At 60.2% G+C, this 14,538-nt stretch carries 14 protein-coding genes; 7 read left to right on the top strand and 7 right to left on the bottom strand.

The genetic code is table 11. From position 1 onward, the window contains the following. The first annotated feature begins 33 nt into the window (after positions 1–33). The 3 genes from QMK54_RS22500 to QMK54_RS22490 all read left to right on the top strand — a co-directional run bounded on the left by QMK54_RS22500 (position 34) and on the right by QMK54_RS22490 (position 3,345). Positions 34–1,254: a hypothetical protein gene (locus QMK54_RS22500; RefSeq protein ID WP_223590980.1), complete on the top strand. Its 1,221-nt coding sequence runs from the start codon at positions 34–36 to the stop codon at positions 1,252–1,254. Between the two features lie 59 nt (positions 1,255–1,313). Further along, positions 1,314–2,051 (top strand): molecular chaperone, encoded by a 738-nt coding sequence (locus QMK54_RS22495; protein ID WP_110658350.1) that lies wholly within the window; start codon positions 1,314–1,316, stop codon positions 2,049–2,051. 481 nt (positions 2,052–2,532) lie between these two features. Beyond that, a complete protein-coding gene (locus tag QMK54_RS22490; protein WP_110658351.1) occupies positions 2,533–3,345 on the top strand; it encodes an alpha/beta fold hydrolase in 813 nt (270 codons plus the stop codon). Between the two features lie 117 nt (positions 3,346–3,462). Here the strand turns inward: QMK54_RS22490 and dsbG are convergent, their stop codons facing one another. From dsbG to dsbD, 3 genes are read right to left on the bottom strand one after another with little or no spacing between them, the layout of a single operon-like run. Further along, positions 3,463–4,230: a thiol:disulfide interchange protein DsbG gene (dsbG, locus tag QMK54_RS22485; RefSeq protein WP_110658352.1), complete on the bottom strand. Its 768-nt coding sequence runs from the start codon at positions 4,228–4,230 to the stop codon at positions 3,463–3,465. After that, positions 4,206–5,060 carry a TlpA disulfide reductase family protein gene (locus QMK54_RS22480; protein WP_110658353.1) on the bottom strand — a complete coding sequence of 285 codons (855 nt, stop codon included), beginning with the start codon at positions 5,058–5,060 and terminating at the stop codon, positions 4,206–4,208. Before QMK54_RS22480 ends, dsbG begins: the two co-directional genes overlap by 25 nt. Then, positions 5,060–6,796: a protein-disulfide reductase DsbD gene (dsbD, locus tag QMK54_RS22475; protein WP_110658354.1), complete on the bottom strand. Its 1,737-nt coding sequence runs from the start codon at positions 6,794–6,796 to the stop codon at positions 5,060–5,062. Before dsbD ends, QMK54_RS22480 begins: the two co-directional genes overlap by 1 nt. Positions 6,797–6,950: 154 nt before the next feature. On the opposite strand from dsbD, the gene QMK54_RS22470 reads away from it, so the two are divergent. The 4 genes from QMK54_RS22470 (at position 6,951) to QMK54_RS22455 (ending at position 10,862) form a co-directional block, all read left to right on the top strand. Beyond that, complete coding sequence (locus QMK54_RS22470; protein WP_110658355.1) at positions 6,951–7,631, top strand: response regulator; 681 nt, start codon at positions 6,951–6,953, stop codon at positions 7,629–7,631. Beyond that, complete coding sequence (locus tag QMK54_RS22465) at positions 7,628–8,953, top strand: ATP-binding protein (protein ID WP_223590974.1); 1,326 nt, start codon at positions 7,628–7,630, stop codon at positions 8,951–8,953. Before QMK54_RS22470 ends, QMK54_RS22465 begins: the two co-directional genes overlap by 4 nt. 199 nt (positions 8,954–9,152) lie before the next feature. Beyond that, entirely contained in the window at positions 9,153–10,553 is a 1,401-nt protein-coding gene (locus QMK54_RS22460) for an aspartate aminotransferase family protein (RefSeq protein ID WP_110661987.1), read from the top strand. Between the two features lie 81 nt (positions 10,554–10,634). After that, complete coding sequence (locus tag QMK54_RS22455) at positions 10,635–10,862, top strand: MbtH family protein (RefSeq protein WP_057713869.1); 228 nt, start codon at positions 10,635–10,637, stop codon at positions 10,860–10,862. Between the two features lie 176 nt (positions 10,863–11,038). Here QMK54_RS22455 and QMK54_RS22450 read toward each other — a convergent pair whose 3' ends face one another. The 4 genes from QMK54_RS22450 to QMK54_RS22435 are packed head-to-tail and all read right to left on the bottom strand — an operon-like array spanning position 11,039 to position 14,528. Further along, on the bottom strand, positions 11,039–11,941 hold the full coding sequence (locus QMK54_RS22450) for a metal ABC transporter substrate-binding protein (RefSeq protein ID WP_320401374.1): 903 nt from the start codon (positions 11,939–11,941) through the stop codon (positions 11,039–11,041). Further along, positions 11,942–12,841 (bottom strand): metal ABC transporter permease, encoded by a 900-nt coding sequence (locus QMK54_RS22445; protein WP_056727050.1) that lies wholly within the window; start codon positions 12,839–12,841, stop codon positions 11,942–11,944. Continuing rightward, the gene (locus QMK54_RS22440) at positions 12,841–13,602 is read right to left on the bottom strand and encodes a metal ABC transporter ATP-binding protein (protein WP_223590960.1); all 762 of its coding nucleotides are present in this window, start codon (positions 13,600–13,602) and stop codon (positions 12,841–12,843) included. Before QMK54_RS22440 ends, QMK54_RS22445 begins: the two co-directional genes overlap by 1 nt. Next, positions 13,599–14,528, bottom strand: coding sequence for a metal ABC transporter substrate-binding protein (locus tag QMK54_RS22435; protein WP_223590958.1), 930 nt, complete (start codon positions 14,526–14,528; stop codon positions 13,599–13,601). Before QMK54_RS22435 ends, QMK54_RS22440 begins: the two co-directional genes overlap by 4 nt. Positions 14,529–14,538: the final 10 nt, after the last annotated feature.

The following is a 14,538-nucleotide window of genomic DNA, read 5'->3' as shown; positions in this document are numbered from 1 at the left end:
GCAGCGAGAACATGGCGTACACAGGACAGTCAAATGAACAAGTTAATCAACCGTCTGGTGCTGGGATCGGCACTTTGCGGGTTTGCAAGTTTAGCCAATGCAGCGGTATTGGACGTACAAGCCGAGATTAGGCCGGATCCGATTAGTCCGGGGAACGCGGAGATTATCAATCTAACTCCTATTACCGGTTATTGCGCGGAATTTCCGGGTAATTGCAGTAGCAGGAATATTCGAAGTAACAGCTTTCCTATTGTTTTTACGTCGTCAGGGGTCATTCCCAGGGATCATGTGATCCCCTTTGGTTTTCCGGCGACATGGCGCAGATTTACTGTCGAGCATGCGGTGATTCCTGGCGAAACGGCGGAAGTCGAAATTCGCATTGCCGGAGTGGGGACCCGTTATCGCTTGAATAATACAGCGCAAGCGATAATCGGACATCCGGGGGGAGTGCCTGTGTTTGATTATCATGCCTTTCTCTGGCAACCCTCGTGGGCTGAGGCAATTGCTCCCTGCCAGCAAATAAATGCTACTTCCCAGGGGGCTGATCCTAATGGAACAGACTTTACGACATTTTGGTTGACACCGCAGAACGTCACCACTTGCTCAAGGAGTCCGAAATACAACATTCCCGGCATGTCCTTGCAAAGGCTCGATGTACATTATGAGTTGCGAGCTGTTCGACCGGAGCAGTTGATAAGTGGCGACTATCAAGGGGCGTATACTTATTCCACCAGCGGCGATTTCGATATGGGTGTCTTGAACCCCAATGACGCTGTAATGACATTCAATTTAAACCTGGCGGTAAGGCAGGACGTCAACGTAAAAATGTCCGCAGACAGTGTTGCCCTGGCGCCCAAAGGCGGCTGGATGGAGTGGATCAATCATGGAAGACGACCCGAGAAAATATTGGGTGACTTGCGGTTTTTCATCTTGACTTCTACGCCGTTTAAGATGGATCTCAGTTGCAGTCGAATGGGAATTGGAACCTGTCTGATCAGCAACGGAGCTCACGAAGTACCTGTCGATATCCGTGTCAGCCTGCCAAGTCCCTGGGTGGACAGTACAGGTCAGTCGGTAGTACGGCGTCCACTGACGATAGGAGGTGCTGGCCTGGAGCATTTAGTACCTTCAGGGTTACCCACCCGAGAGCCTGGCCTGCTGCATTTTGAAGTGCCGTCAGATTCAGTTGAAACGATGCATGACGATAGCAGCTATCAAGGAACCATCAATGTAACTTTTGATTCCGATATCTAATCGCAGTAGCAAAGCCTGAGGCTGACTCAGGCTGTTGTCCCAGTACGAGGTTTTATCTCATGAAATTTATTTATATGTTTTTGTGCACATTTTTTTTCAGTCTGTGCGCGCACGCCGGTCCTAGCCTGCAAATTGGTACCTTCTATGACTTTATGAAGGGCAATCAAAGTACTTATCTGAAACGTATTCACAACGGTGGTACTTCAACGGCGTTCGTCAAGGTTGAGATCAAGGAGATTTTTTATCAGCAGAATGGAACTTCCCGTGAAGAGCCCTTGAAGAGTGTCGGTGGCAGTACCCGTGACGGTCTGGTCGCCAGCCCGGCCAGGCTGATCGTACCGGCCAAAGGAACTCAGGGTACTCGCCTGTTGTATACCGGTGATCGTAGTAAAGAACGCTATTTCCGGGTTCGCTTTTTACCCGTCGTTCCAGAAAAGGAAGACAGGTTCGCCGTCTCGGACACTGAGCGGGACACTTATGAAAAGGAAATGTCTGCCGGTTTCAACGTAATGGCCGGTTATGGCATGGTGTTTTTTGTTCGCCCGGCCACTACCCGTTTTGATACCAAGATAGACAACACTGCAAATCGCTACCAGTTGAAAAACAATGGCAATAGCGTCGTAGTCATCGACGCGTTCAAGGATTGCGCGGCCAAGAACGAAGATGATTGCAAACCGACCAAAAAAGTACACTTGATTCCAGGTCATGATTTCGCGTTCGACAAACAAGCGGGTCGAGTCTATCGCTACAGCCTGATCGAGGACGAAAAGAAAACACCTGTGGAAGTGAAGGGGTAGTCAGCGTATATCGAGGGGTTGTAAATCGCCAGCACCGTGAAGTAAGCATCTGACCGTACGTCGATATGCACTGTATCAACGTACGGTCAGATACTTACACAGGAATAGATGGTCAGTTTATCTATCGAATCGTGTTGCGTACTTTCCACCTTGGTGCCATTCATGGACTCCAGGGATAGAGCAGGTTTCACTGATTGCGTACTTGACCTTGGGGGACGGCAATTCCGGCAATCTTTTTTTAGCCATGTTAACCACTCCTGTGTGTACATCGGCCATTCAGGCAATGGTTAGTTATCCTCTCGAAACAGGGCAATGGCTACTGTCAGACTTGACAGTTTTACTGGCCAGAAAAGACGTTTCCGACCAATGGCTCCGAGCGCCAGCTCGTGATGGCGGTTATACAAACGCATACAATCGTGCGATTGACTGCGATCCGTCAGCTGCTCAGTCTTGCGGTTCAATTTTTCCGAGGAGACAGTCGATGCCCTTCGTGACGATAGACGGACAGGCCCTTCACTACATCGATCAGGGCACCGGCCCAGCAGTGCTGCTGGCCGGTAGCTACCTGTGGGACCAGGCCATGTGGGCGCCGCAGATTGCCGCGCTGACGCAACAGTATCGGGTGGTCGCCCTGGACCTGTGGGGCCACGGTGAATCCGGGCCGTTGCCAGTCGGTACGACTTCGCTGGATGACATTGCACGTCAGGCTCTGGTCCTGCTCGATCATCTGGATATCGAGCGGGTCACGCTGGTCGGATTGTCGGTCGGTGGCATGTGGGGAGTGCGGCTGGCCTTATCGGCAGCGCAGCGAATCAACGGGCTGGTGCTGATGGACACCTATGTAGGCGCCGAACCGGAGCCGACTCGCCAGTATTACTTTTCACTGTTGAAGCAGATCGAAGAGGCCGGTGTCATCACTCCAGCGCTGCTCGATATCGTGGTGCCGATTTTCTTCCGGCCGGGCATTGATCCGCAGTCGGCGCTTTATCGGGATTTTCGTGCTTCCCTGGCGGCTCTGCCCTCGGAGCGCCTGCGTGAAAGCATCGTGCCGATGGGGCGGATTACGTTTGGGCGGGATGATCTGTTTCCGCGTCTGGGCGAATTGGACGCTGCGACCACACTGGTGATGTGCGGCGATCAGGACCAGCCGCGCCCACCCTCGGAAGCACGAGAAATGGCTGAGTCGATTGGCTGCCCATGGCTGCTGGTGCCGGGGGCGGGGCATATTTCCAATCTGGAAAATCCTGAATTTGTGACCAAAACCCTGCTGGAATTCTTGGCTGACAGAGCTTAGTCGAATCTATCGACGCCATTGCGAGCAAGGTAGCTCCCACAGGTAATCGACTATCCCTGTAGGAGCGAGCTTGCTCGCGATGGCGCCAGTACAGTCGCTACCCGTTAAAGCAAAAACCTACTTCGGCCCGAGAATCTTCGCCAGTTTGTCCGGTGACGGTGCGCCTTGCTGCTGTTGCAATTCCCCTTTGTCATCCATGTAGAAAATCGCCGGCGTCGCCTGCAACTCCAGTTCTTCCATCAATTGCATGTTGGCCGCGAGTTTCGCCTGAACGGCTGGCGGTACTTCCTTCAAGGCCTTGAGCGAACTGCCCTTGCCAGCGGCTTCGTGATCCTGCAGGGCTTTTTCCGGGTCTTTGGCGGCGAGCAGTGCGGCGGATTTCCCCGGGCTGTCTTCGCGGATGATACCGACCATGATGTGGCGCAACTGCACCTTGCCCGCCTTGACCCACGGTCGGGCCTGCTCCCAGAACATGTTGCAGTACGGGCAGTTCGGATCACTGAACAGGTACACCACGCGCGGCGCATCCTTTTTGCCGTCGCCGATCCAGTTGCTGGTTTCGAACTTGGCCCAGACTTCCTTGGCCATCGGCGCATACACCAGCTTCTGCAACGGTGCGCTGCTCAGGTCATTGCCCTCGGCGTCATACAAGTTGCCCAGCAATACGTGTTTGCCATCCGGGGTCAGGTACAGAGCCATGCCGCGGCTCTGGTACTGCGCGGCATAACCGCGCAAACCGTCGGGGGCGTCGAACTGGCCGACGATTTTCGCGCCCTTGGCCTCGATTTTCTTGATCGCATCGGGCAACTCTTCAGCCTGCACCGTTGGCAGGTGAATCAGGGCCGCACCGAGGCTCAGGGTTAGCAGGTGGCGGAGGCGGGGCATGGCAGTTTCCTTGAAGAGGTGGCGGGTACAGTGTCGAAGTTTTCCAGAGCGCGGGCCAGGCTGGCGTCCGACAACTCGCCCAGATGGCTGCCCAGCAGGCGACCTTCGGGGCTATAGAACAGCGTAGTCGGCAATGCCATGGAACCGACGGCCTGGCCCAGTCGTCCGCCGCCGTCGAACAGCACGTTGGACAGGCTCAGGCCCTGGGTTTCCAGAAAGGTCGCGACGCTCTGCATGCTTTCCGCTTGATTGACGAACAGGAACGTCAGGTCCGGCCTTTGTTGCTGGGCGTTTTCCAGCACCGGCATTTCCCGGCGGCACGGCGGGCACCAGGTGGCCCAGAGATTGATCACCAACGGACCGCCCTTGTAGTCGGCCAATTGCACGACTTCACCGGCGGCATTTTTCAGGACGATTTCCGGCAGGCGCGTGCCTTGTTCATAAATCGACAGGGAGAACGTTGCCAATAGCCAGAACGCCAGGCCGCTGGCCACGCCAAAGCCCAATGGACGGCGCAAACCCGGGCGACGCCAGGCGCGATACAGTGTGGCAAGCAAAACGACGATCACCCCCGGCCAGGCGAGGAAACCGCCATCGCGCAGGTCGATGACCTGCCACGGATCGTTGCGATAGTGGGCCCAATAGACGGCCACGAAACTGATTCGGGCCGCCAGCATGCCCAGCAGAAACAGGCTGAACAGTACTGACTCAGGGTTGTCACCGCTACGCTTGGCAACCCGCCAGCCGACAAAAGTGGCCAGCGCCAGCGCACTGATCAGCAGCAGGTGATTAAGCGCGATGGCAAAGGTGCCAAGGGTAAAGGTCAGCATTAACGGGCGTCTCGGGTAGTAGTCCAGCGTTGCAGGAAAGTATCGGCATCGACCTCGCCAGTAATGCGCTGGCTACGACGCTCCTCGCCATCAGCGCCGATCCACAGCAGGCTCGGTGGCCCCGGCACTTTGTAACGAGCGAGCAACTCGCGGCTGGCGGCATTGTCGGCGGTCACGTCCAATCGGAGCATGCGCACGTCACTCAGGGCTTGCATGACATTGGCTTTGCCGAACACCTGTTTTTCCATGACCTTGCACGACACGCACCAGTCAGCGTAGTAGTCCAGCAGCACCCACTGGCCCTGAGCCTGCGCAGTGTCGAGTTCCTGTTGCAGTGCCTGCGGATCCTTGATGGTGGTGAAGGCATCGTGGCCAACCGGCACGGCGGCCACCGCCTGGTTCGAGGCACGAAAGACCTGCAACGGCTTGAACGGATCGTCACTGCCACCGGCCGCCCCGATCACCAGCAGGCTGCCCCACAAACCGAGCAACAACGAACTGGCGCCAAACAGATGCGCGATACGGCCGAAACCTTCCGACTGCTTCCAGGCACTGTAGGCGGCGATCAGCAGCAGCGCACCACACAAGCCGACCCACAGGGATTCGTCCAGCACCGGGCGCAGCATCAGTAACGCGGTGGCGAGGAACAGGAAGCCGAAAATACCTTTGACCAGGTTCATCCAGGCGCCAGGCTTGGGCATGAAGCGATTGCCGACGGTCACCAGTAACAGCAGCGGCACGCCGATACCGATGCCCATGGCAAACAGGATCAATCCGCCGTGCAACGCATTACCGCTTTGCGCGATGTAGAGCAGGGCTCCGGCCAGCGGCGCGGTCATGCAGGGCCCGACCAGCAGGCCGGACAGGGCACCCAGCACACCCGCGCCGATCAGGCTGCCGCCGCGCTGATTGCGCGAGACGTTTTCCAGGCGATCGCGCACGGCCACCGGCAGTTGCAGTTCGAAGTAGCCGAACATCGGCAGCGCCAGCAGCACGAAAATCGCTGCGAAGCTGCCCAGCAGCCAGGGGTTTTGCAACCAGGCTTGCAGGTTCGCCCCGAGGGAGGCGGCCAGAACGCCCATCGCGGCATACACCAGCGCCATGCTGATCACGTAGCTGCTGGCCAGGGCGAAGCCGCGTCTGGGCGTGGCGCCGCTGCCGACGATCAACCCCGCCAGAATCGGCAGCATCGGCAATGAACACGGGGTGAAGGCCAGCAACAGGCCCAGGCCGAAGAACAGCAAAAGGCTCCAGCCCAACGCCCGTTGTTGCAGGCTGCTGGCCAGTGCCTGGTCCGGTGCTTCATTGGCCGCGCTTTGCGCACTGGCGTTGCCCAGGTCCACAACTCTGGTTTGCGGCGGATAACACAAGCCGGCATCGGCACAACCCTGGTAGCTGACCTTGATCTGGCCGCTGGCACCTGCAGGTATCTTCAGTTCCAGACCCTGGCGGTAGACTTGCTGCTCACCAAAAAACTCGTCACTGTGGGCTTCACCTTCGGGCAGCGCGGGATGCTGCGCGACAGGCAAACCGTCGAACTTCAAGCGTTTCTGGTACAGGTAATAGCCGTCGGTGATTTGCCAATAGAGCTGGGTTTCCCCGGATTCCAGGCGTTCAGAGGTAAAGGTGAATGCCTTATCGACCGGGAGAAACTCTGGTTTGGTGTCGAACGGATTGCTTGCCGCCTGGGCCAGGCCCGCGATCAGAAGGGTAAACAGTAAAAACAGACGATGCATGGATAAGCCTTTGCCCAGTGCTAGTGACGTGCACAGTGGCGGGTTGCGATTAACCGATGATTAACCGCCCCGGCCTTGTGGCGCTAGCGCGTACGGCATAATGTCGGCTTAATCGGTCAAAGGCTTAATCAGCTTTATTTCTACGAGGCTCCCCATGCACGTACTGGTTTGCGAAGACGATGAGCTGATCGCTAGCGGCATTGTCGCCGGCCTGACCGCCCAGGGCCTGACCGTGGAGCACGTTGCCACGGCGTCCTCCGCCCGGGCGATGCTCAAGGTGGCGGAGTTTGACGTGATGGTGCTCGACCTTGGCCTGCCGGACGAAGATGGCCTCAAGCTGCTGCAGCAGTTGCGCCATCAAGGCCTGGAACTGCCGGTCCTGATCCTCACCGCGCGTGACTCGGTCACCGACCGCGTCGATGGCCTGCAAGCCGGTGCCGATGATTACCTGCTCAAACCGTTCGACTTGCGTGAACTCGCTGCACGCCTGCATACGCTGTTGCGACGGGTGGCGGGGCGCAGCGTCAACCTGATCGAACATGGTGCCCTGACCTACGACCCGAGCAGCCGCGAAACCATGCTCGCGGGGCAGCCGGTGGACCTGTCGCGCCGCGAGCAGTCACTGCTGCAAGCCTTGTTGCATAACCGTGGCCGGGTGCTGTCCACCGAGCAACTGAAGGACAGCGTCTACGGCTTCAACGACGAACTGGAGAGCAACGCCCTCAACGTCCATATCCATCACCTGCGGCGCAAGCTTGGCAATGGCATTGTCGAGACCGTGCGCGGCCTGGGCTATCGCCTGGGGCCGGCTGATGGCGGAGAAGAATCGAAGTGATGAGTCTGCGTTTGCGCCTGAGCCTGACGCTCGGCGCCGCATTTGCGCTGATCTGGGCCCTGGCCGCGGCCTGGATGCTCAGCGATCTGCGCAATCAAATGATGTTTTCCCTCGACCAGCGCCTGGTGGCGTCGGCACGCATGGTCGCCGGCCTGATGGAGCAACTGCCGCCCGTGCCGAGCAAGGGCGAGGGTACCCATTTCAGCGCCGAACAATTGAACATTCCCGGTGGCATGGCGTGCCAGGTCAGCTCGTTGCGTGGTGAAATCCTTGCCCGCAGCCACAGCGATCCCCAGCAAGCCCTGGAGGCCGAGAAACTGGGGTTTCACGATCAGATGATCGACGGCGCGCCGTGGCGCAGTTTCACATTGGCCCGGGGCGATCTGCGCATCACCACCGCCGACCGGCAGATCGAGCGCGAGGCGTTGAACATGTCGATCCTGCTGGCCGCTTCGGTACCGGTGGGCGTGGCCTTGCTCGGATGCCTGTGCCTGCTCTGGCTGGGTATCGGCCAGGGGCTGGCGCCGCTCAACCGCATGCGCGATGCGTTGATGCGCCGCAGCGCCGACTCCCTCGAGCCCTTGCAGATCCAGCCGCTGCCCAGCGAGCTGCAACCCTTGCTGGAAACCCAGAACCAGTTGCTCCAGCGCATCGGCAAGACCATCGAGCGTGAGCGGCGCCTGACCGGTGATGCGGCCCACGAGTTGCGCAGCCCGCTGACCGCGATCAAGACCCACCTGCAAGTGGCGCGCATGACCGACGGCAATGCCCGGGATCAGTCCCTGGCCCGGGCCGAAGAGGGCGCGGATCGCATGCATCGTACCCTTGAGCAATTGCTGTTGCTGGCGCGAGTCGAGGGCAGCCTGTCGTTTGACGACGGTGTGCAGTGCAACGCCGAGCAAGTGGCGAAACTGGCGATCCAGGACGCGGCGAGCGGCGATCGTCAACGCATCAAATTCCAGGCGCCGGGCAAGGTCTCCGCTGCGCCTGTGCAAATGCCCGCGGTGCTGTCGATTGCCGCACTGCGCAACTTGCTCGACAACGCACTGCGGCATACCCCTGCCGACAAAGCGGTGGAGTTGAGCCTGGAAACCACCGGCAATCGTGTGCAGTTCGTGGTGCGCGACCATGGCCCGGGGATCGCCGAAGAGGATCTGCAACATCTGACCCAGCGTTTCTGGCGCAACGGCCAGAGCACCGGTTGTGGTCTGGGGCTGGCGATTGTCCAGGCCATCGTCCAGCGTTGCGGCTGCACGTTGCATTTCGATAGCCGTCCGGACGGCTTGCGGGTAGAGCTGACGATGCCGCTGCAATCTATCTGAAAATCACCACATGCCAATGTAGGAGCGAGCTCTGCTCGCGATGGTCGATAACGAAAACGCGTGCTTTCTGAATGCACGCGGTGTTCTTGAGTCCATCGCGAGCAGAGCTCGCTCCTACAGAGGTTTGCGTGTTACCGCCTAAATCCCTCAAGCGCTGATGCGTTTCCAGAACAGGAAAACTTTACTGAGGGTTAGAGAGATGTCAGTCGCTACCAGCCTTATCGAAGAGCAGCCGGTGACGTCCGCCGAGACGCTTTATCAGTTCAACGAATCGCCATTGCTCGCCCGTCAGAGCCAGCAGGAATCCAACGCCCGCAGCTATCCGCGACGCATTCCCCTGGCGCTCAAGCGCGCCAAGGGTATTTACGTCGAAGACGTCGAAGGCCGCACCTTCATCGACTGCCTGGCCGGTGCCGGGACCCTGGCCCTGGGGCACAACCACCCGGTGGTGATCGAAGCCATCCAACAAGTGCTGACCGATGAACTGCCGCTGCATACCCTGGACCTGACCACGCCGGTCAAGGACCAGTTCGTCCAGGATCTGTTCGGCCTGCTGCCGACTGCCCTGGCTGCTGAAGCAAAGATCCAGTTCTGCGGCCCGACCGGCACCGATGCCGTGGAAGCTGCGCTGAAACTGGTGCGTACCGCCACCGGTCGCAGCACCGTGATCTCGTTCCAGGGCGGTTATCACGGGATGAGCCAGGGCGCGTTGAGCCTGATGGGCAGCCTCGGGCCGAAAAAACCGCTGGGCGCCTTGCTCGGCAGCGGCGTGCAGTTCATGCCGTACCCTTACGATTACCGCTGCCCGTTCGGGCTGGGTGGTGCACAAGGGGTCAAAGCCAACCTGAGCTACCTGGAAAACCTGCTCAACGATCCCGAGGCCGGCGTGCAATTGCCGGCGGCGGTGATCGTGGAAGTGGTGCAGGGCGAGGGCGGGGTGATTCCGGCTGACCTGGACTGGTTGCGCGGAGTGCGCCGGATCACCGAAAAGGCGGGCGTCGCACTGATCGTCGATGAAATCCAGAGCGGTTTCGCCCGCACCGGCAAGATGTTCGCCTTCGAGCACGCCGGGATCATTCCCGATGTCGTGGTCATGTCCAAGGCCATCGGCGGGAGCCTGCCGTTGGCGGTGGTGGTCTATCGCGACTGGCTCGACACCTGGCTGCCGGGTGCCCATGCGGGGACGTTCCGTGGCAACCAGATGGCCATGGCCGCCGGTTCCGCCGTGATGCGTTATCTGGTCGAACACAAGGTCTGCGAGCATGCCGCCGCGATGGGCGAGCGCCTGGCCGAGCACTTGCGCATCCTGCAGCGGGACTTCCCGCAACTGGGTGATATTCGTGGGCGTGGCTTGATGCTCGGAGTCGAACTGGTCGACCCGACGGGCGCGCTGGATGCCCAGGGTCACCCGCCGGCCTTTGCCCGCCTGGCTCCGTTGGTGCAGCGCGAATGCCTCAAGCGTGGCTTGATCCTGGAACTGGGTGGCCGCCATGGCGCGGTGGTGCGCTTTCTGCCGCCACTGGTGATTACCGCTGCGCAAATCGATCGTGTGGCCGAGATTTTTGGTCGGGCCCTGGCCGCTGCCATCGCCAATCCCTAAATTTTTCGCCCCGGGGAACGTTCCTTCTACATAACGGCTGCGCACACAGCGCAGCCCGCCCTACAACGATGGAGAGACACCATGACGTCAGTATTCGACCGCGAGGACATCCTCTTTCAGGTCGTGGTCAACCACGAAGAGCAATACTCGATCTGGCCCGACTACAAAGCCGTGCCACAAGGCTGGCGCACCGTGGGCAAAAGCGGGCTGAAAAAAGAATGCCTGGCTTACATCGAAGAGACTTGGACCGATATGCGTCCGTTGAGCTTGCGGCAAAAGATGGATGAGCAGGCGGCTGTGGCGCACTGAGTCGTCATGCAAAAAGAAGCCCGCTGGACCGGTGACAGTCAGCGGGCTTTTTCATGCATGGAGTTTGTGTTGTCTGTCCGGCTGCCTTCGCGGACAAGCCCGCTCCCACATTTGGAATGCGGTCCCCTGTGGGAGCGGGCTTGCTCGCGAAGAACGATAACGCGGTCCAACCGAGGTTACGCGCCGCCAAGTCCCTTGATGAGTAAATCCACATTCCCCTCCAGTTCAGCCACCGGATTCTCGGCATCGGTGCTCAACACCACCAACCGGCTACCCGACCCGGCAATCACGGCTTTGAGCGCCTCCGACGGTTGCCGGTGATGCAGCACCACCGCCACATCATTGTCCTTGAGCGTTGTGCCCAATTGCTTGAGCGCCTCGGCTGTCCACTCGGCGTCGGGGCGCGGGTCCTGACCGATCAATTCCAGATTGAGACCACCAATCAGGTAGCCGAAATGATCGCTCAGGCTCATCACACTGAGGTTGTCCGCACTGGCCAGCCGCGCTTCGCTGGTGGCGCTGAGCTTGAGCAGGCGTTGCTTGAGCGCTGCCAGGTTGGCGTCGATTTTCGGCTTGGCCTCGGGGGCCAGGCGCACCAGGTCCGCCGCCATCACATCGGCCATGCGCCCCATGTTGTTGCTGGAGAACCATGGCTGACTGTTCAGCCCGTCGACCTTGCTGCCGGGTTGCACGGCAATACCGGGCAGGGCGCCGTCCACCGGGCGGGCGGCATCGACTTCGATGATGCGGATATTGCTGCGCCGGGAGATCGGGTACAGCGGGTCGTCTGGCCACAGTGAACGCAGGCCGATCACCGCATCGGCATCATTTGCCAGCTTGGCCAGCGCCGGGGCGCCACGCCCGGTGAAGTAGGCGGTCTGGCGGCTGCCGGGCAGGTTGGCCGGCGCGGCGCGTTCGAGGCTGACATCGGTGCCTTTGAGCAGCACTTCACCGAGACCATAGGTAATCGGCAAGGAGGCCAGTACGCGCAGCGGTTTGCCGCTGCCGGCGGCGACGGCCGTGGTGGTCAGACCGCACAGGGCAACGGCGAGGGTCAGTTGGCGCAGTGAAAAATTCATTTATCCAAGGTTCCCTTTCAGGCTGGGGACGACGCCGCGCGCGAGGGCGGCCAGGGCGAAGGCGATACCGGCCACGAGGATGATCGCGGCACCGGACGGGATCGGCAGGTCGAAGACGATCGGCGCAAGAATCCCGCACAGCGTGCTGACGGTGGCGATCAGCACCGAACACCAGAAAAAGCCCTTCAGCGATTGGCTGAGCAAACGCGCCGCCGCTGCCGGAATCACCAGCAGGGCACCGACCAGAATCGCGCCGATGACCTTCACGGCGGCGACGGTGATCAGCGTCACCAGAATCACGAACAGATAATCCAGGGTCTTCACCGCCACGCCGCGCACCGCCGCCAGTTGTGGATTGAAACTGGCGAGCATGATGCGGTTGTACAAAGGCAAGGCCAGGGCCATCACCAGCGAACCGACGATGGCCAATACCAGCAGGTCATTGCCGTTGACCGTCAGCACTGAACCGAACAGCACGTTTTCCAGGATGTGCACGTTGATCTTGCCCGCCAGAATCAACAGCAGGCTGGCGCCCAGGGCGAGCGACACCGAAAGGAACACGCCGATCAAGGTGTCCGGCGCCAGGCCGGTGCGGTTGCGCAGGTAGTTGAGCAAAATGCCGAACAGCAGGCAGTAGCCGAACAGGCTGCCGTAGGGGCCGGTGTAGGGTTCGCCGAGCAAAATGCCGATGGCCACGCCGGTCAACGCGGCATGGCCGACGGCTTCGGAGAAAAACGCGAAGCGCTTGACCACCACCAGCGTCCCCAGGCCGCCCAGCACCGGGCCGATCAGCAGCCCGGCAATCAACGCGTTGACTACAAACCCATAGGCTAGCGCCTCGGGCAGATAACCCGACGACGCCCAGCCCTGGACCATCAGGCGAAAAGCTTCGTAACTCATCAGGCAAGGCTCCGTGGGTGGGTCGAGAACAGCGTCAACAGACGCTCCGGTGTCAGCGCCTGTTGCGGCGTGGCATCGAACAGCACCCGGCGATTGAGCCCGGTGACGTGATCGGCCAGGCGCCCGACCGCTTCCAGGTCATGCTCGATCCACAGCACGGTGATGCCCGCCGCTCGCCAGTCGCCGAGCAAGCGTTCGAACACTTGAATGCCGGCCTCATCGAGGGCCGACATCGGCTCGTCGAGCACCAGTAATTGCGGAGGCGGGATCAGTCCCTGGGCCAGCAACACCCGTTGCCGCTCACCGCCGGACAGCGCGCCCATGCGGCGCTTGCGTTTGTCCTGCATGCCGACCCGTTCAAGGGCCTCGCCAATCGCCGCCGCGTAGTGTTTGCTCAAACCGAGAAACGCCGGGCGACGCTGGCACATGGCGGCCATGAAATCGTCGACGGTCATCGGCAGGCCCCGGTCGAACTCCAGTGCCTGTGGTACATAGCCGATGGTGCCGGGCTCGCCCGGCCATTGCAGGCTCAAGCGGCCTTGATGCGGCATTTGCCCGAGCAGGGTCTTGATCAACGAACTCTTGCCACCGCCATTGGGACCAACCAACGCGTGCACGCTGCCGGGACGGACCTGGAAGGTCACCTTGTCGAGGATCGTCGTGCGCCCGAGGGTCAGGCTGACATCGGCAAACTCCAAGGCCGGCCCCGCTCCCACAGGGTATTCGGCGCTTGGGGTGGTGAGCGTTTCTTTCGATGTCATGCGCCGGACTCCTGAATCGCCCGCACCACGGTGTTGAGGTTGCCGGTCATTTCCTTTTCGTACTTGTCGGCGGTGTATTCGCCGTAGGAGATGTGCGACAGCGGATACAGCTTCACCCCGGACTCACGCTGGATGGTGTCGACGTAGGTGGAGGGAAAGTCCATCTCCGAGAAGATCACTTTCACGTCCAGCTCACGCAGTTGATCGATGGTCTTTTTCAGCTGGCTCGGGCTCGGCTCGATGCCATGGGCCGGCTCGACCACTGCAGTCACTTCCAGGCCGAACTCACGCAGCAGGTAGTCGTACGCCGCGTGCACTGTGGCCACCCGCAGCTCGGCGTTCGGTGCCTGGGTCAGTTTGGCCAGGGCGTCGGCGCGCATCTTGCGCAGGCGCTTGCCGTAGGCGCGGGCGTTCTCGGTGTAGGTCTTGGCATTGGCCGGATCAAGCTTGCCCAGCTCCCGGGCGATGTTGTTGACCTGGGCAATCGAGGCACTGATCGACAGGAAGGTGTGCGGGTTTACCACTTTGCCGGCACCACGAGCGGCAACGCCGGTGGCCGCCAACAGCGGCACGTTTTCGTTGGCTTCGATCACCGGCACGTTCGGGGTTTCGCTGGCCGCGATCATGCGGTCGGCGAAATCGTCATGGCCTACGCCGTTGAGCACGATGACGTCCAGCCCGCTGATGCGCTTGATGTCTTCGGCGCGGGGTTCGTAGGCATGCGGGTTGAAACCGGCCGGGATCAGCGGCACCACTTCGGCCTTGTCGCCGACGATGTTCGCCACGTAGCTGTAATAGGGATGCAGGGTGATGCCGATGCGCAGGCGTTTGGCTGCGTCGTCGGCACTGGCGAGGGATGGCAGCAGGCAGGCCAGCAGGCCGACCAGCAGCAAGCGCAAGATAGAGCGTTGAGATGAAATGGGCATGGGAAAGCGG

The sequence above is a fragment of the Pseudomonas sp. P5_109 genome, from assembly GCF_034009455.1.
Classification (GTDB): Bacteria; Pseudomonadota; Gammaproteobacteria; order Pseudomonadales; family Pseudomonadaceae; genus Aquipseudomonas.
This window is presented reverse-complemented; position numbering and strand designations above follow the sequence as displayed.